The organism is Pyramidobacter piscolens W5455, assembly GCF_000177335.1.
Lineage (GTDB): Bacteria > Synergistota > Synergistia > Synergistales > Dethiosulfovibrionaceae > Pyramidobacter > Pyramidobacter piscolens.
Map to the genome: position 1 here is coordinate 1 of NZ_ADFP01000084.1, position 20547 is coordinate 20547.

Annotated in this window: 24 protein-coding genes, 7 tRNA genes, 1 riboswitch and 1 other annotated feature; of the genes, 28 read left to right on the forward strand and 3 right to left on the reverse strand. The window is 59.9% G+C overall.

Features of this window, described 5'->3' with window-relative positions; translation table 11 throughout:
• The first annotated feature begins 117 nt into the window (after positions 1-117).
• The 21 genes from rpmG (at position 118) to HMPREF7215_RS07475 (ending at position 11392) form a co-directional block, all read left to right on the forward strand.
• Positions 118-267 carry a 50S ribosomal protein L33 gene (gene rpmG, locus HMPREF7215_RS07375; RefSeq protein WP_009165154.1) on the forward strand — a complete coding sequence of 50 codons (150 nt, stop codon included), beginning with the start codon at positions 118-120 and terminating at the stop codon, positions 265-267.
• 21 nt (positions 268-288) lie between these two features.
• Positions 289-365: transfer RNA gene (locus HMPREF7215_RS07380), tRNA-Trp, on the forward strand.
• A 42-nt stretch (positions 366-407) separates the two neighbouring features.
• Positions 408-590, forward strand: a complete 183-nt coding sequence (gene secE, locus HMPREF7215_RS07385; RefSeq protein WP_009165155.1) for a preprotein translocase subunit SecE — start codon at positions 408-410, stop codon at positions 588-590.
• A 75-nt stretch (positions 591-665) separates the two neighbouring features.
• On the forward strand, positions 666-1211 hold the full coding sequence (nusG, locus tag HMPREF7215_RS07390) for a transcription termination/antitermination protein NusG (protein ID WP_009165156.1): 546 nt from the start codon (positions 666-668) through the stop codon (positions 1209-1211).
• A gap of 78 nt (positions 1212-1289) precedes the next feature.
• Positions 1290-1715, forward strand: coding sequence for a 50S ribosomal protein L11 (gene rplK, locus HMPREF7215_RS07395; RefSeq protein ID WP_009165157.1), 426 nt, complete (start codon positions 1290-1292; stop codon positions 1713-1715).
• A gap of 60 nt (positions 1716-1775) precedes the next feature.
• Positions 1776-2492, forward strand: a complete 717-nt coding sequence (gene rplA, locus HMPREF7215_RS07400) for a 50S ribosomal protein L1 (RefSeq protein ID WP_009165158.1) — start codon at positions 1776-1778, stop codon at positions 2490-2492.
• Between the two features lie 62 nt (positions 2493-2554).
• Positions 2555-2719 (forward strand) — a sequence feature (ribosomal protein L10 leader region).
• Between the two features lie 11 nt (positions 2720-2730).
• Positions 2731-3261 carry a 50S ribosomal protein L10 gene (rplJ, locus tag HMPREF7215_RS07405; protein WP_009165159.1) on the forward strand — a complete coding sequence of 177 codons (531 nt, stop codon included), beginning with the start codon at positions 2731-2733 and terminating at the stop codon, positions 3259-3261.
• Between the two features lie 93 nt (positions 3262-3354).
• The gene (rplL, locus tag HMPREF7215_RS07410) at positions 3355-3732 is read left to right on the forward strand and encodes a 50S ribosomal protein L7/L12 (protein WP_009165160.1); all 378 of its coding nucleotides are present in this window, start codon (positions 3355-3357) and stop codon (positions 3730-3732) included.
• Positions 3733-3836: 104 nt separating this feature from the next.
• Positions 3837-4688 carry an amidohydrolase family protein gene (locus tag HMPREF7215_RS07415; RefSeq protein WP_009165162.1) on the forward strand — a complete coding sequence of 284 codons (852 nt, stop codon included), beginning with the start codon at positions 3837-3839 and terminating at the stop codon, positions 4686-4688.
• A gap of 94 nt (positions 4689-4782) precedes the next feature.
• Positions 4783-4857, forward strand: a tRNA-Val gene (locus HMPREF7215_RS07420).
• 7 nt (positions 4858-4864) lie between these two features.
• A tRNA-Asp gene (locus HMPREF7215_RS07425) sits at positions 4865-4941 on the forward strand.
• A gap of 5 nt (positions 4942-4946) precedes the next feature.
• Positions 4947-5022: transfer RNA gene (locus HMPREF7215_RS07430), tRNA-Phe, on the forward strand.
• Positions 5023-5028: 6 nt separating this feature from the next.
• Positions 5029-5103: transfer RNA gene (locus tag HMPREF7215_RS07435), tRNA-Gly, on the forward strand.
• 19 nt (positions 5104-5122) lie between these two features.
• Positions 5123-5196: transfer RNA gene (locus HMPREF7215_RS07440), tRNA-Cys, on the forward strand.
• A gap of 6 nt (positions 5197-5202) precedes the next feature.
• A tRNA-Asn gene (locus tag HMPREF7215_RS07445) sits at positions 5203-5278 on the forward strand.
• A gap of 208 nt (positions 5279-5486) precedes the next feature.
• Positions 5487-6323, forward strand: a complete 837-nt coding sequence (locus HMPREF7215_RS07450; protein WP_009165164.1) for a transporter substrate-binding domain-containing protein — start codon at positions 5487-5489, stop codon at positions 6321-6323.
• A 35-nt stretch (positions 6324-6358) separates the two neighbouring features.
• Complete coding sequence (locus HMPREF7215_RS07455) at positions 6359-7177, forward strand: transporter substrate-binding domain-containing protein (protein ID WP_040550888.1); 819 nt, start codon at positions 6359-6361, stop codon at positions 7175-7177.
• Between the two features lie 99 nt (positions 7178-7276).
• Entirely contained in the window at positions 7277-7957 is a 681-nt protein-coding gene (locus HMPREF7215_RS07460) for an amino acid ABC transporter permease (protein ID WP_050768890.1), read from the forward strand.
• On the forward strand, positions 7958-8704 hold the full coding sequence (locus HMPREF7215_RS07465) for an amino acid ABC transporter ATP-binding protein (protein WP_009165167.1): 747 nt from the start codon (positions 7958-7960) through the stop codon (positions 8702-8704).
• A 66-nt stretch (positions 8705-8770) separates the two neighbouring features.
• Entirely contained in the window at positions 8771-9724 is a 954-nt protein-coding gene (locus HMPREF7215_RS07470) for a radical SAM protein (protein WP_050768891.1), read from the forward strand.
• A 315-nt stretch (positions 9725-10039) separates the two neighbouring features.
• Positions 10040-11392, forward strand: a complete 1353-nt coding sequence (locus tag HMPREF7215_RS07475; protein WP_009165170.1) for a sodium-dependent transporter — start codon at positions 10040-10042, stop codon at positions 11390-11392.
• A gap of 194 nt (positions 11393-11586) precedes the next feature.
• Here the strand turns inward: HMPREF7215_RS07475 and hypE are convergent, their stop codons facing one another.
• Genes hypE through HMPREF7215_RS07490 form a run of 3 tightly spaced genes read right to left on the reverse strand, consistent with a single transcriptional unit; the run spans position 11587 to position 13884 of the window.
• Entirely contained in the window at positions 11587-12582 is a 996-nt protein-coding gene (hypE, locus tag HMPREF7215_RS07480) for a hydrogenase expression/formation protein HypE (RefSeq protein WP_009165172.1), read from the reverse strand.
• Positions 12579-13661, reverse strand: a complete 1083-nt coding sequence (gene hypD / locus HMPREF7215_RS07485) for a hydrogenase formation protein HypD (protein ID WP_009165173.1) — start codon at positions 13659-13661, stop codon at positions 12579-12581. Before hypD ends, hypE begins: the two co-directional genes overlap by 4 nt.
• Complete coding sequence (locus tag HMPREF7215_RS07490) at positions 13639-13884, reverse strand: HypC/HybG/HupF family hydrogenase formation chaperone (RefSeq protein WP_009165174.1); 246 nt, start codon at positions 13882-13884, stop codon at positions 13639-13641. Before HMPREF7215_RS07490 ends, hypD begins: the two co-directional genes overlap by 23 nt.
• Before the next feature lie 239 nt (positions 13885-14123).
• On the opposite strand from HMPREF7215_RS07490, the gene HMPREF7215_RS07495 reads away from it, so the two are divergent.
• From HMPREF7215_RS07495 to rpmE, 7 genes are all read left to right on the forward strand, one after another.
• A complete protein-coding gene (locus HMPREF7215_RS07495; protein WP_009165176.1) occupies positions 14124-14450 on the forward strand; it encodes a thioredoxin family protein in 327 nt (108 codons plus the stop codon).
• A 348-nt stretch (positions 14451-14798) separates the two neighbouring features.
• Positions 14799-14913, forward strand: a riboswitch (glycine riboswitch).
• Between the two features lie 63 nt (positions 14914-14976).
• The gene (locus HMPREF7215_RS07500) at positions 14977-15366 is read left to right on the forward strand and encodes a GrdX family protein (protein ID WP_009165178.1); all 390 of its coding nucleotides are present in this window, start codon (positions 14977-14979) and stop codon (positions 15364-15366) included.
• Between the two features lie 157 nt (positions 15367-15523).
• Positions 15524-16816 carry a glycine/sarcosine/betaine reductase component B subunit gene (locus HMPREF7215_RS07505; protein ID WP_009165180.1) on the forward strand — a complete coding sequence of 431 codons (1293 nt, stop codon included), beginning with the start codon at positions 15524-15526 and terminating at the stop codon, positions 16814-16816.
• Positions 16817-16875: 59 nt separating this feature from the next.
• Positions 16876-18186 carry a glycine reductase complex selenoprotein B gene (gene grdB / locus HMPREF7215_RS07510; protein WP_083798296.1) on the forward strand — a complete coding sequence of 437 codons (1311 nt, stop codon included), beginning with the start codon at positions 16876-16878 and terminating at the stop codon, positions 18184-18186.
• 132 nt (positions 18187-18318) lie between these two features.
• Positions 18319-19389 (forward strand): AI-2E family transporter, encoded by a 1071-nt coding sequence (locus HMPREF7215_RS07520; protein ID WP_415752559.1) that lies wholly within the window; start codon positions 18319-18321, stop codon positions 19387-19389.
• Between the two features lie 165 nt (positions 19390-19554).
• A complete protein-coding gene (locus HMPREF7215_RS07525; RefSeq protein WP_009165184.1) occupies positions 19555-20124 on the forward strand; it encodes a HutP family protein in 570 nt (189 codons plus the stop codon).
• 123 nt (positions 20125-20247) lie between these two features.
• A complete protein-coding gene (gene rpmE / locus HMPREF7215_RS07530; protein WP_009165185.1) occupies positions 20248-20481 on the forward strand; it encodes a 50S ribosomal protein L31 in 234 nt (77 codons plus the stop codon).
• Positions 20482-20547 lie beyond the last annotated feature (66 nt).

The following is a 20547-nucleotide window of genomic DNA, read 5'->3' on the forward strand; positions in this document are numbered from 1 at the left end:
TTTCCCTGCGTCTTGAAGTCTTTAATAGGTAAGAACTTTTAAAGAAAAAATCCTCCTGCTCTGAACGGCGGGAGGATTTTTCCCGGAATTTTTTTTCATTGAGAGGGGGTGCACGTCATGGCAGACGAGATCGGCCTTACATGCACTGAATGCAAAAACCGCAACTACGTGACCTTCATCAACAAGAAGAACATGGACGGCAAACTTCAGCTGAACAAGTACTGCAAGCACTGCAGAAAGCACACCTTGCACAAAGAGAGCAAGTAGTGTATAATTCCAGGTTGTCGCAGGTCCGTAGCTCCAATTGGTAGAGCGTCGGTCTCCAAAACCGAGGGTTGAAGGTTCGAATCCTTCCGGGCCTGCCATTTATATTGTGACCAAAACAAAAAGAATAGGGGGCCAAGGTTGTGGATAAGCTCAAAAACACGCTTCGCGAAGCGCGCGCCGAACTCAACAAGATCACTTGGCCTGGCAAACAGCAAGTCTGGTATTCTACTCTGGTCGTGATCTTTGTAACGCTCCTTGTGGCGACGTATCTCGGGATCGTCGATCTGATCCTGACGGGAGTTTTTTCAAAGATTCTTGGATAGGATCTTTTTGCCGGGCATCCAATTCCATTGCAGGGAGGTTCAGGGGGCCGATGTTTTTCGGGTCCCTTTTTTACTATGACCGAAAAAAAACACGAATGGTTCACTGTCCAGACCTATTCTGGATATGAAAACAAGGTCAAAGCCAACCTGGACCAGCGGATTGCTTCGATGGGCATGGAGAACAAGATCTTCCGCGTTCTCGTGCCGACGGAAGAACGAGTCGTTGTCAAGGATGGAAAGTCGCGACGCATTTCCCATAAACTCTTCCCCAGCTACGTGCTGGTGGAGATGATCATGGACGAGCAGTCGTGGTATGTCGTGCGTCACACGCCCGGCGTGACGGGGTTCATCGGCGCCGGCAACCATCCGCTGCCGATCACCGACAGCGAGATCGACGAAATCCTCGTCAAGATCGGCGAGAAAGAGGCCGCGCCGGCGCCCAAGGTCGAGATCGACTGCGAAATCGGCGACCGCGTCCGCGTGGCGACCGGTCCTCTGACCGGCATGGAGGGGCCCGTGACGGAGATCTCGCCCGGCAAGGGCAAGGTGAAATTCAGCGCCAACGTCTTCGGGCACGACACTGAAATCGAAATGGATTATGCAGAGCTGGAAAAGCTCTGATAAATAAGTCCGCCGCCGTCCCTTGGGGATGGAAACGGGCTCACTAAATCTGCGCGTTAGCGAGAGGAGTCTTTAAGTATGGCAAAGAAAGTCATTGGCGTGGTCAAACTCCAGCTGCCCGCTGGCAAAGCCACACCTGCGCCGCCCGTGGGACCCGCGCTTGGCCAGTACGGTGTGAACATCATGGAGTTCGTGAAGCAGTTCAACGCGAAAACGGCGTCTCAGCCGGGGATGATCATCCCCGCCGTGCTGACCGTTTACGCGGACAGAAGCTTCTCCTTCATCCTCAAGACACCGCCTGCAAGCGTTCTGATCCGTAAGGCTGCGGGAATCGAAAAGGGATCGGGCGCGCCGAACAAGAGCAAGGTCGCGAAGCTGACGATGGCCCAGGTCATGGAGATCGCCAAGGTCAAGCTGCCCGACATGAACGCCAACGACGTGGAAGCCGCCGCCGCCATGGTGGCCGGCACCGCCCGTTCGATGGGCGTCGACGTCACCGAGTAGCCGCTGCAAAGCGCATCGTGGAAGGCGAAAGCCGTTATCACCACAAGGAGGAAAAACACAATGGCAAAGATTGGCAAGAGACGCGCCGAGCTTCTCAAGAAGCTGGAGCCCCTCAAAGCGTACGGCCTCGAGGAAGGCATTGAGCTGGCCCTTTCGGCCGCGAACGCGAAGTTCGACGAGAGCGTGGAAATCCACGTCCGTCTGAACGTCGATCCCCGTCAGGCGGATCAGCAGGTCCGCAGCACCGTCGGCCTGCCCAACGGCACCGGCAAGACGAAACGCGTCGTCGTCCTGACTTCCACCGACAAGAACGTGGAAGCCCAGGAAGCGGGCGCCGATTACGTCGGCAGCACCGATCTGGTCGACAAGATCAAGGGCGGCTGGATGGACTTCGAAGCCGTCGTCGCGACGCCCGAGATGATGAAGTTCATCGGGCCTCTCGGCAAAGTGCTCGGCCCCCGCGGGCTGATGCCCAGCGCCAAAGCCGGCACGGTCACGGCCAACGTCGGCTCGACCGTCAAGGAGATCAAGGCCGGCCGCGTCGAGTATCGCGTCGACAAGTTCGGCATCCTGCACAACGCCATCGGCAAGGCCAGCTTCGGCAAGGACAAGATCCTCGAGAACGTCAAGGCCTATTACGCCGCGGTGCTCAAATCCCGTCCCGTCGCCGTCAAGGGCGCTTACGTGAAGTCCCTGACGCTGTCCACGTCCATGGGATTGGGCGTGCGCATCGACGCCGCCGACGCGGAAAAAATCTGCGCGGCTGTCGCCGAATAAGGTTGCGCCCTTCGTCAACCCCTCGCGAAAGCGAGGGGTTGATTTTTTTTATCCCTTCGGGTATAATCCACAACTGTGAACTTAAGACAGTGGGTACCTTCGGGTACAAAGGCTTGCCGCCCACCGAGGTTCGGAATGTAAAACGACTTCATGCCGCGCCGCGCGCGCGTATTTGGGCGTTCAATCTTCCCTGCCTGCGGAGGCGGGGAAGATTTTTTATTTGAGGAGGTGAATCGATTTGCCCGCACAGTATAAAGTCGATCAGGTTGCCGAACTGAAAGAGCTGTTCAACGGCGCCGAGGCGGTTTTCGTCGCCGAATACCGCGGTCTGACGGTGGCTCAGGCTTCCGCGCTCCGCAAGGCGATCCGCGCCGCCGGCGGCCAGGCCAAAGTTGCCCGCAACCGGCTTGCCGAGATCGCTCTCGACGAAGTGGGACTGGCCAAGGACGTGAAGATGATGAAAGGGCCCAACCTGTACGTCGTCGCCGCCGCCAACAGTCCCGCCGTCGCCAAGGCCATCAAGGATTTCAGCGAAGTGAAGGAAAACGCCGCGTTCGTCATCAAGGGCGGCGTGATGGGAAAGAACCTGCTGGGGCTCGACAACGTCAAGGCTCTGGCCTCCATGCCCTCCCGCGAAGAACTCGTCGCCAAGGCGGTCGGCTCCATCGCCAGCCCGCTTCGCGGCCTTGTTACCGTTCTGTCCGGCCTGCCCCGCGGCCTCGTTACCGCGCTGTCCGCGATCGCCGACAAGAAAAAGGAAGCCGCATAAACGCAGCGTAAGCGCGTTTTGCGCGCGAACGATTGAAAAACCGGCGGCTTGATGAAAGCCGTCTGAACAAATTTCCCGAGGAGGAAAATTATTATGACCAAAGATGAGATCATTTCCGCGATTGAAAGCATGTCCGTTCTTGACCTGGCTGACCTTGTGAAGGCCCTCGAAGAGAAGTTCGGCGTTTCCGCCGCCGCTCCCGTGATGATGGCCGCCGGCGCCGCCGCTCCGGGCGCCGCCGCTCCCGCCGCCGAGGAGAAGACCGAGTTCGACGTGGTGCTGAAGGAAGTCGGCGCCCAGAAGCTCCAGGTCATCAAGGTCGTCCGCGAAGTCACCGGCCTTGGCCTCAAGGACGCCAAGGATTTTGTCGAGAACCCCGGCAAGCCCATCAAGGAAGGCCTGTCCAAGGAAGACGCCGAAGCTCTCGTCAAGCAGTTCGAAGGCACCGGCGCGACCGTCGTGCTCGCTTAATCGTCCGCTGCGAAAAAAAATACGTCTGAAAAACGGGATCCCGCTGCTGGCGGGATCCCGTTTTTTTTGTTATGATGCGGGCGAAACGGCGAGGAGGAATGCTCATGAGCCCGGTAATCGACGTGCACGTTCACGTGTACCCCGAACAGTTTGTCAGAGATCGGGAACTGATCTCGAAAAAAGAGCCTCACTTCGATCTGCTCACCCACAACAAGGTCCATAAATGGGGCACGGCGGAGCAATTGATCCAGCGCATGGACGAAACGGGCGTCGATCAGTCGTGGATCTTCGGCTTCGCGTTCCGCGACCCGGGACTGTGCGCGATCTGCAACGATTACGTGATCGACGCCGTGCGCCGCTACCCCGGCCGCCTGAAGGGCTTCGCCTCGATCTCGCCGCTGACGCGGGGCTTTGCCGCCGAAGCGGAGCGCTGCGCCGACGCCGGGCTGATCGGCGTCGGCGAACTGTTCCCGCAGGGGCAGAATTTCGACCTCGGCGACCGGCGGCAGACGTGGCGGCTGGCCGCCGTGCTGGAGGAACGCGGGCTGCTGCTCAACGTCCATACCGCCGAACCGGTGGGGCACGATTACGACGGCAAGGGCAACGTCGGGCCGAAAGAGGCGGCGGCGTTCTGCCTGAACCATCCCGGCGTGAAGGTGATCTTCGCCCACTTCGGCGGCGGCCTCTGGCTGTACGAGACCATGCCGGAGATGAGACTTGCGCTCAAAAACGCCCGCTACGACACGGCCGCCTGGCCGTTCCTGTACGACGCGCGCGTGCTTGCCGCGGCGAAGGCCGCCGGCGCGCTGGACAAGATGCTGTACGGCACCGACTGGCCGATCCTGGACCGCGAGCGCTTCGCGTCGCGGCTGCAGAGCTGCGGCCTGGACGAGCGGGAAAAAGAAACGTTCATGGGCGGCTCTGCGGCGCGTCTGCTGGCCGAAAGAGAAGGCTGAGCGCGCCTCGAGCCCGGCGTTTTTGCGAAACCGAACTTGACAGGTCCAAAGCATGATGATAGAATCTTCCTCGTGCTAGCGAGGCGGCATACAGGGGCGGTTAGCTCAGCGGAAGAGCGCCTGCCTTACAAGCAGGTGGTCACAGGTTCGATCCCTGTATCGCCCACCATCCAAACGGGGTTGTAGCTCAGTCGGTTAGAGCGTCGGCCTGTCACGCCGAAGGTCGAGAGTTCGAGTCTCTTCAGCCCCGCCATGCACGGCGAGATAGCTCAGTTGGTAGAGCAGGGGACTGAAAATCCCCGTGTCCCCAGTCCGATTCTGGGTCTCGCCACCATCCGATGCGGAAGTAGCTCAGGGGTAGAGCACAACCTTGCCAAGGTTGGGGTCGCGGGTTCAAATCCCGTCTTCCGCTCCATTTTCGACGTGAAGAGACCGGCGGCATAGCCAAGTGGTAAGGCAGAGGACTGCAAATCCTTTATCCCCAGTTCGAATCTGGGTGCCGCCTCCATAAAATTCCTCGATAGCTCAGTCGGCAGAGCGGGTGACTGTTAATCACTAGGTCGCAGGTTCAAGTCCTGCTCGAGGAGCCAGAACGTTTGCGGGCTTTCAGCGGTTGCTGAGGGCCCGTTTTTTTGTTTTTGCAGCGTGGATGTGGACGGAAGCCAGCCGGCTTCCGTCCACATTTTATCGCGCCGCCGCCCTCCGCTTTTCGAAAAGGACGCCGCTCTTGACAGGCTAACGGCTTTAAACTAGAATTCCTGATAGGAATAAACATCATAAAATATAGAGGAAAAGGCTGTGAAAAAGAAGTTTGTTTCTGTCCTGTCCGTCATGCTGTTCTTTGTCTTCGGCGCTTCGCTGGGCGCTTCCGCCGCGGGAAACGGCGCAGAAGAGCGGGTGATCCGCGTGGCCACGCCCGGCAACTACGCGCCCTTCACCATGTACGAAGAGCTGACTCAGGAATGGTCGGGTTTTGAGATCGAACTGTGGCGGACGATCGGCGAAAAGACGGGTTATCGGATCCAGTTTATCCACATCGACACGCCGGCCGCTTTCGCCGAGGTGGATCTCGGGCGCGCCGACACCGTAGCCAAACAGATCAGCATCACTCCGGCCCGTCGGCAGAAATACGAATTCACGCAGCCCTTTTTCTTCAGTCCCTACTGTCTGACCGTGCGAGAGGACAACAACGAGATCAAATCCTGGAAGGATATGGAGGGCAAAACGCTCGCCCTTCGGGAAGGCAGCGCCATGAACGAGTTCGTCGCCGCGCTCGATCCCGACAACAAGGTGAAAAAAGCCATCTACGAGTCGGGCAACAGCGCGCTGCACGAGACCGCGATGGGGCGCGTCGACGCGTATCCGTTCGCGTACCTGATCCTGCCGTACCGTCTGAAGAAGAATCCCGAGCTGAAGCTCAAGTCCGTAGACGTCGAAAACCCCATTTATACGGAAATCAACGCCTATCCGTTTGCCCGCACCGAGAGAGGGCAGATGCTCCTGAAGCTGACGGACGAGATTCTGACTCGGATGATCGCGGACGGCAGCTACGCGGAGCTGTGCAAGAAATGGTTCGGTCTCGACGTGATGGAGACGAAACCGGCGAAGGAATATCGGGAGACGCTGGCGCGCTAAAGCGCCGCAGTTTTTAGAGAAGGGAAATGATGTTCATGAACAGGAAACTGTTGGTCGCTCTGACGGCTGTCGTGACGACGATTTTGGGCGCCGTCGCCTTCGCCGCGGAAGACAAGGTGATCCGCGTGGCGACGCCTGGAACTTACGCGCCCTTTACTATGTATGATGATGCTACGAAGGAATGGTCTGGTTTTGAAATTGAATTGTGGCGAGCGATTGGAAAAAGATTTGGTTACGATGTTGAGTTTTTGAGGTTCGACATCCCCGCCACTTTTGCCGAGCTCGATCTTGGCCGGGTCGATACGGTTGCCAAGCAGATCAGCATCACGCCGGCGCGCCAGCAGAAATATGACTTTTCGCGGCCGTTTTTCTTCAGCCCATACTTTCTGACCGTGGCCGAATCCAATGAAGAGATCAAATCGTGGAAGGATATGGCGGGGAAAACGATCGCGCTGGCTGAGGGAAGCGCTATGAACGAGTTTGTCGCGGCGCTGGATCCCGACAACAAGGTGAAAAAATTTGTGTACGAGTCCGATAAGAAGATTTTCTCCGAAGTGTCGGTCGGACGTATCGACGCCTGCCCTAGCGCGTTTATCGAGCTGCCTTACGAACTAAAGCGAAATCCCGCGCTCAAGCTGAAGTTTGTCGATCTGGACAATCCCATCTACACCGAAGTCAACGCCTACCCGTTCGCCCGCACCGAGCGAGGGCAGGCGCTTCTGAAGCTGGCAAACGAAGCTCTGACTCAGATGATTGACGACGGCAGCTATGCCGGGCTGTGCAAAAAATGGTTCGGCGTGGACGTGATGGAAACGAAACCGGCCAAGGACTACCAGGCTGCTCATTCGAAGTAGCGTTTTCGTAAAAGATTGTTCCCGGACGATGCGGCAGGCATTCTGAAAAATGACGCCTGCCGCATTTTGGCGGTTTATCGAAAAGAGGGGAAAGCGCGCATGGTTTTTCAGTTCGACTATTTTTTACGGATGTTCACCATCATCTTTTCGGGATTCAAAAACACGGTTTCGATGGCGTTCGTCTCGCTCATTTTCGCGGTGCTGCTCGGCTTTGTCCTGGCGGCGTCGCGATACTACAATATTCCCGTGCTGAAGCAGTTTTCCGTCGTGTTCACGTCGTTTTTCCGCAGCACGCCCTTCATCGCGCAGCTCTTCGTCTTTTATTACGGCTTTGCGCAGATCTCCGCGGCCGTCAGGGGGCTGTCCAGCTTCTGGGCGGTCGTCATCGTGCTCTCGCTCAGTTTCGCAGCCTACATGGGCGAGAACATCCGCGGCGCGATCAGTTCGGTGGACAAAGGGCAGTTCGAAGCGGGAATCTCCATCGGCATGACGCCGTGGCAGACGATCCGCCGCATCGTGATCCCTCAGGCGGCCCGCGTCGCCGTGCCGGGCATGGTCAATTCGTTCGCCAACCTGTTCAAGTCCACGTCGCTGGCCTTCACCGTCGGCGTGATGGACATGACGTCGTGCGCCAAAAACGAGGTCAACCTGACGTACCGCTATCTGGAAGGATTCATCGCCCTGCTGATCATCTACTGGGTCATCCTCGCCCTCGTCTCCTACGCCCAGTCGCTGCTGGAGCGCTACATGAACAGGCCCTACGTGCAGGAGGGGCGGTAGATGAGCCGGCTGCCCATATTGACGGTCTCCGGGCTGAAAAAAAGCTTCGGCGCGCTCGAGGTCCTGAAGGACGTCAGTCTTTCGGTCGCAGAGGGCGAGATCATCTCGATCATCGGCCCTTCGGGAACGGGTAAATCCACCCTGCTGCGATGCGTCAACTATCTGGAACGTCCCACCGCGGGAGTGATCGCCATCGATGGCGTCAGCGTGGACGCTTCCCGGAGCCGCCGCAGGGACGTTTACGCGCTGCGCAGGAAGGCCGCGATGGTCTTCCAGAACTACAACCTGTTCCGCAACAAGACGGCGCTTGAAAACATCATGGAACCCATGACGCAGGTGCAGAAGATTCCCTGCGGCGAGGCCAGGGAAGAGGCTGAGAGGATCTTGAAGGTCATCGGACTGTTCGAGAAGCGCGACGTCTATCCGGCCCACCTGTCGGGCGGACAGCAGCAGCGGATCGGCATTGGCAGGGCCATGGCCGTCAGGCCCAGAGTCATGCTCTTCGACGAGCCCACTTCTTCCCTCGATCCCGAACTGGTCAACGAGGTGCTGGAAGTCATCCGGCAGCTGGCCTCGGAGCATCGCATGACGATGCTCATCGTGACGCACGAAATGCGTTTCGCGCAGGAGATCTCGGACCGCGTCCTGTTCATGGACAACGGGGGAATCGCCCTTGAAGGAACTCCACAGGAGATCTTCGGCGGCGATAACCCGAGAGTGCGCAAGTTCGTAGGCTCCGTGGCCTGAGGCGCGCCGGTGTCAAGCGCAGCGCAAGTGTCGGGGGGCTTCCGCCGGGAGACGGGGCCTGACGGCATGGACCGCAATTTCGTCGAGGCTGCGGCCCGGCTCAGAAAAGAGCTTTACAAAGAGTATGGCGCCTTTTACTACGTGCCGATGGCGGAATCCCGCTCCGTGCAGCTTCCCGTCACCGTGGGGTGCAGCTACGGCCGCTGCCTTTTCTGCGACCTGAACCACGGGCTGGCCTACCGGGAGCTTTCCTGTCCGGAGATACGGGACAAGGTCGGGAAATTGCGTTTTCTCCACAAATACGACCGCCGGCCCGTGCGGCGCTGTCTTTTGTCCGGAGGGAACCCATTCTTTTTGCCCGCGGAGAAACTGCTGTGGATCGCCGGGGAGCTGCGCGGCGCCTTTCCCGAGTGCGAGTCCGTCTCCTGCTTCGCGCGGGCGGACGACGTGATGAAAAAGTCGGCGGAGGAGCTTGAGACCCTGCACGCGGCCGGATATGACCGCCTGTGTCTGGGGATCGAGTCGGGGTCGGAGCGGGTGCTCCGCTATCACGAGAAGGGCGTGGGGCGCGCCGGGAACGCCGAGGCCATGAGGAAGCTCGACGCCGCCGGGATAAGCTATTCAGTCTACGTCATCCTGGGGCTGGGGGGACGGGCTCTTTCCGACGAGCACATTGCCGAGACGGCAAGCCTGCTGAACGGAGCGCGTCCCTTCGAGCTGACGGTGGTGAACCTGGTGCTGTTCAGGGGAGCTCGTCTGGCGGAGCGCGTGCGGGCGGGCGAGTTCAAACGGCTTCGGCCGCTCGAGGCTCTGGGCGAGGGGCGGCGTCTTCTCTCGCTGCTGGAGATACCGACTGTCTACGATGGGACCCACAAGACCAACGCCTTTCCGCTGAAGGGGCGTCTGCCGGAGCACAAGGCGCTCCTGCTGCGCCGGATGGACTGGGCCATCGAGCGTCTGAGCCGCGGGAACGTGCAGGGATACGAGATGCGAAGGTGGCGCAACTGGTTCACGGAGTGACGCCCTGCATCGGGAAAAAAATCGGCGTTTGCCGCGAACGTGAGGAAAAAACGCGCCGGTTCCGTTTTAATGAAATCCGGAAATCCGAATCACTTCAATCGGCGGGGTTCTTGAGGTCGCCCCGGCCGCGCCGCCTTCCGCAGGCGTCGTTTCATTGCCGCTGTTTTTTCGTTATATTCTCGCAATGTGCTGAATTATGAAAAAAATATCCTCGCACGCTCGTCAAGTGTGCTATAATGCCGCTAACTTTTCAGAAAAAACGGCGGGCGCTTTCCCGCCGCGTCTGAAAAACTTGTCGTCTGAGGAGCGAAGGATATGGAAAGAGAGAGTTTCAAGTCGAGGATCGGTTTCATCCTGGTCAGCGCCGGCTGCGCGATCGGCATCGGCAACGTGTGGAAGTATCCCTGGCTGGTGGGGCAGAACGGCGGCGGCATTTTCGTGCTGTTCTACCTGCTGTTTTTGGTCTGCATGGGCATTCCCGTGCTGACGATGGAGCTGGCCGTGGGGCGCGGCAGCCGCAAGAGCGCCGTCAAGGGCTACGAGACGCTGGAACCGGCCGGCAGCAAATGGCACGTGCACGGCTGGTTCTGCGTGGCGGGCAACTATCTGCTGATGATGTACTACACGACGGTTTCCGGCTGGATGCTGTCGTACTTCTTCAAGTTCACTTTCGGCACGTTCGACGGCATGGCGGCCGAGAACGTGAACGGCGTTTTCGGCGGCATGCTCGGCGATCCCGAGGAGATGGCGCTGTGCATGGCGCTGACGGTGATCGGCGGCTTTCTGGTCTGTTCCATGGGGATGCAGAAAGGGCTGGAGAAGGTCACCAAGTGGATGATGCTCGGTCTGCTGGCGCTGATCGTGGTGCTGGCGGTGCACAGTCTGCTGCTGCCGGGCGCCGGGGAAGGGGCGCGCTTTTATCTGCTGCCCAGCGTGACGCGCATGAAGGCTTCCGGGCTCGGCAACGTGATCATGGCGGCCATGAACCAGTCGTTCTTCACGCTCAGTCTCGGCATCGCCTCGATGGAGATCTTCGGCAGCTACATGTCGGATCAGTTCACTCTCACCGGCGAGGCCGTGCGCATCGTGGCGCTCGATACTTTCGTGGCGTTCATGGCGGGGCTGATCATCTTTCCAGCCTGCTTCAGTTTCGGCGTGCAGCCCGACGCCGGCCCGTCGCTGATTTTCATCACGTTGCCCAAGGTCTTCATCAACATGGAGGGAGGCCGCTTGTGGGGCTCGCTGTTCTTCCTGTTCATGACCTTCGCCAGCTTCTCGACGGTGATCACCGTGTTCGAAAATATCCTGGCCGCCTGCATGGACAACTTCGGCTGGTCGCGTGCCAAGTCCGTGTGGTTCAACTGCGCCTTCGTGCTCGTGACCAGCGTTCCCTGCGTGCTGGGCTACAATCTGTGGAGCGACGTGCGCATTCTCGGCTCGCGCGACGTGCTCGACAGCGAGGATTTCGTCGTCAGCAACCTGTTGCTGCCGCTGGGGTCTCTGATCTATCTGCTGTTCTGCGTGACGAAATGGGGCTGGGGCTTCGACAAATATCTGGCGGAGTGCAACAAGGGCGCGGGCATCAAGATGAGCCGCCGCTTCAAACCTTATTTCCAGTTCGTGCTGCCGCTGCTGATCCTGGCGATCCTGATCCAGGGATTGATGTGATCATAAAAAAAGACTCCCTGTGCGCAGGGAGTCTTTTTTGCGGCATAGGAAAAATGAAAGGCAGTCAAAGGCCGATGAAAACTGGATTATCGGCTTTCAGCGGCTTCAATTGTTCCACGTGGAACATCGCGCGTGAAAAATCGTTCACCGGCGCGCCGTTCGCTGTCGGAAGGCGCGCGTCGGAAGGAAATCTGTCAGCAGATTCGCGGCAGGATCTCGCCGACAGGCATGTCGACGATGCGGGAGCCGCCGAGCCGGGTCTTCAGCCCCACGAGTCCGGCATGTTCCGCCGTGACGGCGCCGATAAGGGCGGCGTCGCGCCCCAGCGGGTGACGGCGGAGCCGTGCGAGCGCGATTTCCGTTTCTGCCGGGGCGCAGGCGATCAGGGCGCAGCCTTCGCTGGCGAGGTAGAGCGGATCGAAACCGAGGATGTCGCAGATGGCGGCGACGGATGGATGGAGCGCGAGGCGTTCCTCTTCGATCTCCATGCCGAGGCCTGTGGCTTCGGCCCATTCGCAGAGCACGGTGCCGAGGCCGCCGCGCGTGCAGTCGCGCATGCAGCGCAGGCCGTCGAGCGGCAGCAGCGGTCCCAGCAGGGGCCAGAGGGCGGCGCAGTCGCTTTCCAGGCCGCCGCGGTCGAGCCCGTAGCGCAGCGCGGCGATGACCGCGCCGTGGCGGCCCGGCGGGGTGGAGAGAATCAACGCATCGCCGGGCTGCAGGCGGTTCATGCCCAGCGGCCGGGGCGTGACGGCACGGCCGAGGGCGGTGACGTTGAAAAATACGCCCTCGCAGGCGCCGCGAGGCACCACTTTCGTGTCGCCGGCCGCCAGCGTCGCGCCGAGGGCTTCGCACTGCCGGGCGGCGCTCCGAACGAGGCGCAGCAATTCCGCGCGCGGCAGCCCTTCCTCGATGATCATGCCCAGCGTCAGCCACTGCGGCCTGACGCCGCGCACCGCCAGGTCGTTCGTGGCGCCGCAGACGGCCAGGTGTCCCATGTCGCCGCCGGGGAAAAACCGCGGCGAGACCGTGAAGCCGTCGGTGGTGACGGCCAGATTCCCTTCTATAAACGTGCAGTCTTCGCAGCCGCCTTTCTGGCCGTCGCAGGCGGCGAAGTTCTTTATCACGGAGGCGACGAGATCGGCCGTAAGGCGGCCGCCGCTTCCTTCGCCCAACGAGATCAGTTCGCTCATAGTCTTCCTCCCCGGCGGCCGTAACGGTACCACGCGCCGCAGCTTCCTTCCGACGAGACCATGCAGGGACCGGCGGGTTCCTGCGGCGTGCAGTTTTTTCCAAAAAGGGCGCACTGCGGCGGCGCGAGACGGCCGCGCAGCACCTCGCCGCAACGGCAGCCGGGAATGGGAACGTTGACGGCCGGCGGCAGCGCCAGCTTGGCGCGGGCGTCGCGACACGCATAGGGCGCGCGCAATTTCAGCCCCGACTGCGGGATCGTCCCCAGCCCGCGCCAGACGCTGTCGCAGGGCGTAAAACATTCGTCGATCAACGCCCGGGCACGCGGATTGCCGCGATCGCGCACGCCGCTCGGATAGGCGTTGACGATGCGCGGTTCGCCGCCTACGATCTGCGAAAGCAGCGCGCACAGCGCCAACAGGATCTGCTCTCCTTCGAAGCCTCCCACGGCGCAGGCGACGCGGTACTTTTCGGCCAGGATCCCGTAAGGTTCCAGCCCGATGATGCTCGAGACGTGCCCCGGCAGCAGGAAACCCTTCACGCCGATCTGCGGGTCCTGCGCCAGCAGCTCGAGCGCGGGAAGGACCCTTTTATGCTCGGCCAGTACGGAAACGTTGCCGACGCCGAGGCGTTTCGCTTCTTGAAGAAGCAGGGCCGTTTGCGGCGTGGTCGTCTCGAAGCCGATGGCGAAAAAAACGAATTCGCGCCGCGGCTCGCTCAGCGCCAGCGGGATCACGTCCATGGCGCTCATGACGACGCGCACGTCGCCGCCGCGGCCCGCCGCTTCGCGCAGCGAGCCGCCCCGTCCGGGAACGCGGAGCATGTCGCCGTAGCTGCACAGCGTCACGCCGGGAAGCGAGGCCGCCGCGATGGCCTGGTCGACGTCGGCCTGATCGGTGACGCAGACCGGGCAGCCGGGGCCGGAAAGCAGGGCGACGTCTTCCGGCAGCAGCGAACGCAGGCCGCTGCGGAAGATCGACACCGTGTGAGTGCCGCAGACTTCCATCAGCCTGACCGGGCCCGTGCGCCGGGCCAGTTCCGCCAGCGTCCGCGCGGCGCTAGAAAGGAAGCTGCCCTGCATCGCCGGCGCCTTCCCGAATTTCGGCCCAGAGCGCTTCCAGTTCGGCGCCGTCGCGTTCGTCGACTTTTTCGATGGCGAAACCGGCGTGCACCAGCACGAGATCCCCAACGGCCGGCGCGTCCAGCAGGTCGACGCGGATCGAACGGCGGATCGGGCCGGCCGAAGCGATCGCGCTGCCGTCGCCGCAAAGTTCTTCAATTCTGTGAGGCACTGCGAGACACATCTGTCCGCCCCCCTTTTTCTGAGACTCTTCGTCAATTATACAACGGCGAAACGTTTTCGCCGCACGGCAGCCGCGTCCCGTCCGAAACGTTTTTCCAATTTGTTGCATGTTTGAACTTTGAGACGTTTATATATTGTTCATTTTGCGTCATTGACGTAGCCGATTCTGGCGTTAAAATGAGACGGTAAAGGCCGCATGAACTGCGCGGACAAAAACACCTTTCAAGGAGTGGATTTACTATGGCAGTCGAACTTACGAAAGAGACGTATGAAGCGGCAATCGAAGCCAGCAAAAACAAACCCATGTTTATGGATTTCTGGGGCCCCAAGTGCACTCATTGCCTTGCCCTGATGCCCAGCGTCGAAGCTCTCGCCGAGAAATATGCCGACAAGGTCGATCTGTGCAAGGTCAACATCGCCGGCGGCCGCCGCGTCGCCATGGCCCTCAAGGTCATGAGCCTCCCTTCGTTCCTGTTCTTCAAGGACGGCGCCGAAGTGGCCCGTCTCAGCGGTGACACGGTCACCATCGAGCAGATCGAAGAGAACGTCAAGAAGCTCTGCGAATAACCTTGACCAACGAAAAGGAGCCCGCGCGGGAAAACGCGCGGGCTTTTGCGTTGGCGGGGACCGGAAATCGGCGCGGATGGAGTTTCCGCTGCGGGGATTTTTTTCGTGGATGAGCTTGTATTTTTGAATGAAAAATAAAGGTCGTAAATCTTTATGTTGTGACAGAATGCCGCAAGAAGATTTTCTCTTTCGAGACGTTTGTTTAAATTGCACAAAATAAATTTGCCTTTTTGCGGTTTTAGTGTATTCCTCGTACTTTTAGATCGGCTCCTCTTTCATAAAAAACATTACTGATCGATCGTAAAAAACTTGATCTTTTTCTCGTTGGTTGTAAAATGAACATGGCGAGAGAAATTCGGGAGAGAGATTCCGCCTCGTTTTATGAGGGGCGGACGCCGAAGGGGCAACGCAAAACGTTTTTTCATTGCGGAAACTCTCAGGCACAAAGGATCCCGAGCGGACGCCGCTCTGAATATACGTGCAAATCGTACGACAGAGACTCATGACCACCAAAGAGGTGAGCGTGATGCCCTGTCGCTTTATTTTGCTTACGAACAATCCGCGCTATGAAGACCGCGCCGATTTGCCCGTGCGGTTCGTCGCCGGCGCCGGAAAAGACGTCATCGCGGCCGGGCGCGACCTGATCCACAAAGGATGGGCCCTGCAAAACCATCCTCTGTACGGCAACTTCCGTCCGCACCAGCAGCCGTTCCGCACGCTGTTGCTCAAAAAAGACGAAAACGCGGGTTTCGACGAATACGGCCTGGGTCTGATCGAAGAGGCCGGGCTCGTCTACGCGAACGATCCCCAGCCGCTGACGCCGGCGCAGACGCCGCCCCGGATGGCTGCGGACTGTTCCGAGATCGACTTCGAGCTGATGAAGGAGACGCTTCTCAAGAGCAATCTGATCCACTAGCGTTTTATCCGGGCACGGAGCGGTTCCCTCCGCTGGGCAGAGCGTGGAATCCCTTCTGGCCATGATCTAAACGATACAGGTACCGCGCGCCGCCGGATTTTCCGGCATCAGTGCCCCGAGGAGGGGCATGGGTAACATTTAGAAGGGAGGAGTTATCTTGAAGCTTGAACTCCATAAGGTAAAGATTGACAAGATCGCGTTTGGGGAGGAATTCTCCGTCAAAGGCGGGGTGCTCACCATCAACAAGAAGGCCATCATCGACCATCTGATGGATGACGATCGTCTCGCCAGCGTCGATGTGGAACTGGCCCATCCGGGCGAGAAGACCCGCATCATGCCCGTGAAGGACGTCGTCGAACCCCGCTGCAAGATCGAGGGGACCAACGAGGTGTTCCCCGGCATGATCGGCGACGTCGACACCGTCGGCGAAGGTTCCACGCTGGTCCTCGACGGCGCCGCCGTGGTCACCACCGGCCGCCTCATCGCCCCGCAGGAGGGCATCGTCGACATGTCCGGCCCCGGCGCCGAATTCACGCCGTTCTCCAAGACCAAGAACATCGTTCTGGTCCTGAACCCCGTCGAGGGGCTCGAGAACCACAACCGTGAGACGAGCTGCCGCATGGCCGGCCTGAAGGCCGCCGTCTTCATCGCCCAGCAGATCAAGAAGGCCGGATTCACGGCCGACAAGGTCGAGAGCTATGAGGCTCCCTGCTACAAGGACGCCCTGGCCGCCTATCCCGAGCTTCCCAAGGTCGTCTACATCTACATGCTGCAGACCCAGGGCCTGCTTCACGACACCTACGTCTACGGCGTCGACGCCAAGAAGATCATCCCCTCGGTGATCAACGCCACCGAAGTCATGGACGGCGCCATCTGCTCCGGCAACTGTGTGTCCGCCTGCGACAAGAACAGCACCTACGTGCATCTGAACAACCCCATCATCAAGAGCCTTTACGAGCACCACGGCAAGGATCTGAACTTCATCGGCGTCGTCATCACCAACGAGAACGTGACGCTGGCCGACAAGAAGCGCAGCAGCTCCTACGCCGTCAAGCTGGCCCAGACTCTTGGCGCCGACGCGGCCGTCATCTCCGAGGAAGGCTTCGGCAATCCCGACGCCGACCTGGTCATGAACTGCTGGAAGTGCGAGCGCAAGGGCATCAAGACGGTCCTCGTCACCGACGAGTACGCCAACCGCGACGGCGCCTCCCAGTCTCTGGCCGACACCTGCCCCGAGGGCAACGCCTGCGTCACCGCCGGCAACGCCAATGCCACCATCACCCTGCCTCCGATGGACAGAATCATCGGCGACACCCAGTTCGCCGACGTCATGGCGGGCGGTTTCTTCGGCTCGCTGAAGGAAGACGGCAGCATCTTCGCCGAGATCCAGATCATCACCGGCGCCACCAGTGAAGTCGGTTTCACCAAACTGGGCGCTTACACGATCTAGTTCGCGGCCAAGACGCGCGATCCCTTTTGCCAGGGACAGACTCTTAAGGAGGGGAACTTATGACTTATAAAGTAGTTCATTATATCAACCAGTTCTTCGCCGGCATCGGCGGAGAAGAAAAGGCCGACATCGCGCCCGAAGTGCGCGAAGGCGTCGTCGGCCCCGGTATGGCTCTGAAGAACGCTTTCAAGGGCGAGGCCGAAATCGTCGCCACCATCATCTGCGGCGACTCCTATTTCGCCGAAAACATGGATGCCGCTTCCGACTTCGTGGTCGAGGCCGTGAAGAAGTACAACGCCGACGGCTTTGTCGCCGGCCCCGCCTTCAACGCCGGCCGTTACGGCACCGCCTGCGGCGCCGTCTGCAAGGCCGTGGGCGAGAAGCTGGGTATTCCCACCGTTTCCGCCATGTACGTCGAGAACCCCGGCGTCGATCTGTACAAGAAGTACACCTACATCGTCAGCGCCGCCGACAGCGCCCGCGGTCTGGGCAAGGCCGTGCCCGCCATGGCCAGCATCATCCTGCGCCAGATGAAGGGCGAAAAGCTCGGCACGCCCAAGGAAGAGGGCTACATCGAGCGCGGCGTGCGCGTCAACAAGTTCTACGACGAAGTCGGCGCCGAGCGCGCCGTGAAGATGCTGATCAGCAAACTCAAGGGCGAGGCGTTCGAGACTGAGTACGCCATGCCCGTGTTCGACCGCGTCGAGCCCCGGCCGGCCCTCAAGGACGTCACCAAGGCCACGATCGCGCTGGTCACTTCTGGCGGCATCGTGCCCTTCGGCAACCCCGACCACATCGCCGCCTCCAGCGCCCAGAACTACGGCGAGTACAGCATCGCCGGCGTCGATGACCTGAAAGAGGGCGAATATCAGACCGCTCACGGCGGCTACGATCAGACCTATGCCAATCAGGATCCCGACCGTGTCCTGCCCGTCGACGTGATGCGCAAGCTGGAGAAGGAACACAAGATCGGCAAGCTCTACGATTATTTCTACGCCACCGTCGGCAACGGCACCGGCGTCGCCAACGCCAAGCGCTTCGGCACCGAAATCGGCAAGAAGCTGCACGGCAAAGTTGACGCCGTTATCCTCACCTCCACCTGAGGCACCTGCACTCGTTGCGGTGCAACGATGGTCAAAGCTATTGAGGAAAACGCCAACGTCCCCGTGGTTCACATGCTGACGATCGTGCCGATCTCCCTGAGCGTCGGCGCCAACCGTCTGATCCCCACGGTCGCCATTCCTCACCCGCTCGGCAACCCCGCGCTGAAGCCCGAGGAGGAGTTCGCGCTCCGTTACCGCCTGGTCACCCGCGCCCTCAAGGCCCTGCAGACTCCCGTGACCGAGCAGACCGTTTTCACGGAGGACTAAACGCCTCTCGACGGTCGGAGAAATATTCGAAACCTAAAAAAGAACGCCTTTTTTGTGAAGGCGTCCTTTTTTTTATGAGCGAATATGGATATAATATGAAAAAGATCGGGGATTTTTATTTTCTGAGAAGGGGTGCGAAAGTTGAAAGATCTCAAAATCCTAACGGGGTGTGTCGCCGTACTGACCGTGATTGCCGTGGGGGTCGTGCTTCAGGCGGCGCAAAACGTCTTTCTGCCTCTGGTGATCGCCTGGATCATTTCATATATGATGGCGCCGGGCGTGCGTTTCATGACGCGCCTGAAGGTACCGGTCGAAATAACCACGTTTCTGCTGCTGGCGCTGCTGCTGTACATCACGTCGCAGGCGGGCAGTTTCCTGAGCCAGCTGTTCGCCGGTTCGGCCGACAAGTTCATGAACTATTACGAACAGCTCGTCGCCATCTGGAACCAATTCTCGGCCAAATACAACATCACCGCCACCTATCTGCGGGGCGTGGATTGGGGGGGAGCCCTGCGCTCCTACATCATCGCGCTGTCGGGTTCGATCGTGACGATCCTGTCCAAGACGGTGATGGTGATCGTCTTTCTGATGTTCATCCTCTTCGGCAGTCCCTACGTGGAGTATAAAATGCGCAAGGCGTTCCCGCAGAAGAGCGCTCAGGTCATGAACATTCTCGATTCGATCTCGACGCAGATCGGCCGTTTCCTTTCGGTGATGACGCTGATCAGCGGCGCGACGGGGATCCTGATCTGGCTGGGGCTGAGCTGGATCGGCGTCGATTTCGCGCCGACGTGGGGCGTGCTGGCGTTTTTCCTGAACTTCATTCCCACGGTCGGCTCAATCGTCGCTTCGGTCCCGCCGATCCTGATTTCGATCGTACAGTTTTACCCCGCGGCGGCCAGCGCTGTGTTCGGCATTCCGCCGCAGGTCTTTATGACGATCGGCGTGATCCTGGCGGTGCAGGTGACGATCGGCAACATCATCACGCCCAAGGTGATGGGCGACAGCATGAATCTCAGCCCGGTCATGATCCTGGTTTCGCTGCTGCTCTGGGGCTGGCTCTGGGGCGTGGCGGGGGCGCTGCTCTCCATGCCGATCGCCGGCATCATCAAGATCATCTGCGACAACGTCGATCAGCTGAAGATGGTCGGCGTGCTGATGAGTTCCGGCCAGTCTTTTGAAAGAGAGTTCAAGTCCGAATAGCGTTCCGCCGGGAGCGGCGCGCGGATCTGCGATGGGAAAAAGAGGCGGAGGTGTTTTTTCGAGAGAAAGGAAAGAGGGTGGGTGTGGATGAACTGAAGCGAAATTTTTACGAGAAAGAAGCTGCCTGACGAAAAAGAGCCCGTCGCCTTTTCTGCGGATGCCGGCATGGCGGCCGGCGAAAAGGCGGCGCCCAGTGCCGACGGCGAAGTCGGTCTCCAGGCTGCCGAAGCCGGAGCGGAATGGCGAGGCGGCGCAGCGGAGAATAAAACGGCTCCCGTCGCGCCGGAGCCCCCTCTCTGCGACGTGACAGTGCGCATGCGCATCAACGATACGGGCGACATCGCCAAAGCGGCGCTTTATCTGGCGCTTTCGGAAGGGATCGGCGAAGAACGCCGCATCAAGGAGGCGCTGAGCGCCTGCGGCTGGTGCGGCGTTGCCACCGAAGTGGGCGGCATTTCCGGCGAGCTTGCCGTGAAGGCCAGCCGCGCTTTGGTTGGCGCGGCGCTGAACAGCGGCGTGGTGTGCAAGAGCACCGCGGAAATGCACGCGCTCATGCACGCGGCGCAGGAAGCGTTCAACGTGTTCATTCCCGGCGGCCTGCTTGAAATGAGTATCGGCGCCAAGATCGCCATCGTGCGCAATGCTCAGTGGCTCGCCGTGGCCGTTGCCGGCGATGCGGCCTTCCATGCCGTCGCCCATCACGGGCGCGTCGGCGTCGGCGTCATGCACCTGTGATTTATCCCGGCCTTCGGCGCGCGGAAGATTTTTCGCTTTGCGGCTCTTGCGCGATGGCGCAAGTTGTGTTACATTCTACCAATGTAAATGGAAGATCTTTGTACGCTAGGAGGTGCACAAAGTATGAAAAAGGATATTCATCCCAATTACGTCGAATGTCAGGTGACTTGTGCCTGCGGCAACCATTTCGCGACCCGCGCCACGGTCCCGGAGATCAAGGTCGGCGTGTGCTCGGCCTGCCATCCCTTCTTCACGGGCAAGAAGAGCCGCGTCGTTTCCGAAGCCGGCCGCCTCGAGAAGTTCAACAAGAAGTACGCCGGCATGAACTACGGTCAGAGAGAAGAAAGTTCGGACTAAAAAGACGGGGCCTGTGCCCCGTCTTTTTTCAGCCGTGTTGTGCGCCCCGCCGGGGCGTCGCCGCAT

Bases quoted from the DNA above. Each gene is read 5' to 3' on its own strand.
- rpmG (WP_009165154.1), top strand. From the start codon at position 118: ATGGCAGACGAGATCGGCCTTACATGCACTGAATGCAAAAACCGCAAC.
- nusG (WP_009165156.1), top strand. From the start codon at position 666: ATGACCGAAAAAAAACACGAATGGTTCACTGTCCAGACCTATTCTGGA.
- rplK (WP_009165157.1), top strand. From the start codon at position 1,290: ATGGCAAAGAAAGTCATTGGCGTGGTCAAACTCCAGCTGCCCGCTGGC.
- rplA (WP_009165158.1), top strand. From the start codon at position 1,776: ATGGCAAAGATTGGCAAGAGACGCGCCGAGCTTCTCAAGAAGCTGGAG.
- rplL (WP_009165160.1), top strand. From the start codon at position 3,355: ATGACCAAAGATGAGATCATTTCCGCGATTGAAAGCATGTCCGTTCTT.
- HMPREF7215_RS07415 (WP_009165162.1), top strand. From the start codon at position 3,837: ATGAGCCCGGTAATCGACGTGCACGTTCACGTGTACCCCGAACAGTTT.
- HMPREF7215_RS07455 (WP_040550888.1), top strand. From the start codon at position 6,359: ATGAACAGGAAACTGTTGGTCGCTCTGACGGCTGTCGTGACGACGATT.
- HMPREF7215_RS07460 (WP_050768890.1), top strand. From the start codon at position 7,277: ATGGTTTTTCAGTTCGACTATTTTTTACGGATGTTCACCATCATCTTT.
- HMPREF7215_RS07465 (WP_009165167.1), top strand. From the start codon at position 7,958: ATGAGCCGGCTGCCCATATTGACGGTCTCCGGGCTGAAAAAAAGCTTC.
- HMPREF7215_RS07470 (WP_050768891.1), top strand. From the start codon at position 8,771: ATGGACCGCAATTTCGTCGAGGCTGCGGCCCGGCTCAGAAAAGAGCTT.
- HMPREF7215_RS07475 (WP_009165170.1), top strand. From the start codon at position 10,040: ATGGAAAGAGAGAGTTTCAAGTCGAGGATCGGTTTCATCCTGGTCAGC.
- hypE (WP_009165172.1), bottom strand. From the start codon at position 12,582: ATGAGCGAACTGATCTCGTTGGGCGAAGGAAGCGGCGGCCGCCTTACG.
- hypD (WP_009165173.1), bottom strand. From the start codon at position 13,661: ATGCAGGGCAGCTTCCTTTCTAGCGCCGCGCGGACGCTGGCGGAACTG.
- HMPREF7215_RS07490 (WP_009165174.1), bottom strand. From the start codon at position 13,884: ATGTGTCTCGCAGTGCCTCACAGAATTGAAGAACTTTGCGGCGACGGC.
- HMPREF7215_RS07495 (WP_009165176.1), top strand. From the start codon at position 14,124: ATGGCAGTCGAACTTACGAAAGAGACGTATGAAGCGGCAATCGAAGCC.
- HMPREF7215_RS07500 (WP_009165178.1), top strand. From the start codon at position 14,977: ATGCCCTGTCGCTTTATTTTGCTTACGAACAATCCGCGCTATGAAGAC.
- HMPREF7215_RS07525 (WP_009165184.1), top strand. From the start codon at position 19,555: ATGGCGGCCGGCGAAAAGGCGGCGCCCAGTGCCGACGGCGAAGTCGGT.
- rpmE (WP_009165185.1), top strand. From the start codon at position 20,248: ATGAAAAAGGATATTCATCCCAATTACGTCGAATGTCAGGTGACTTGT.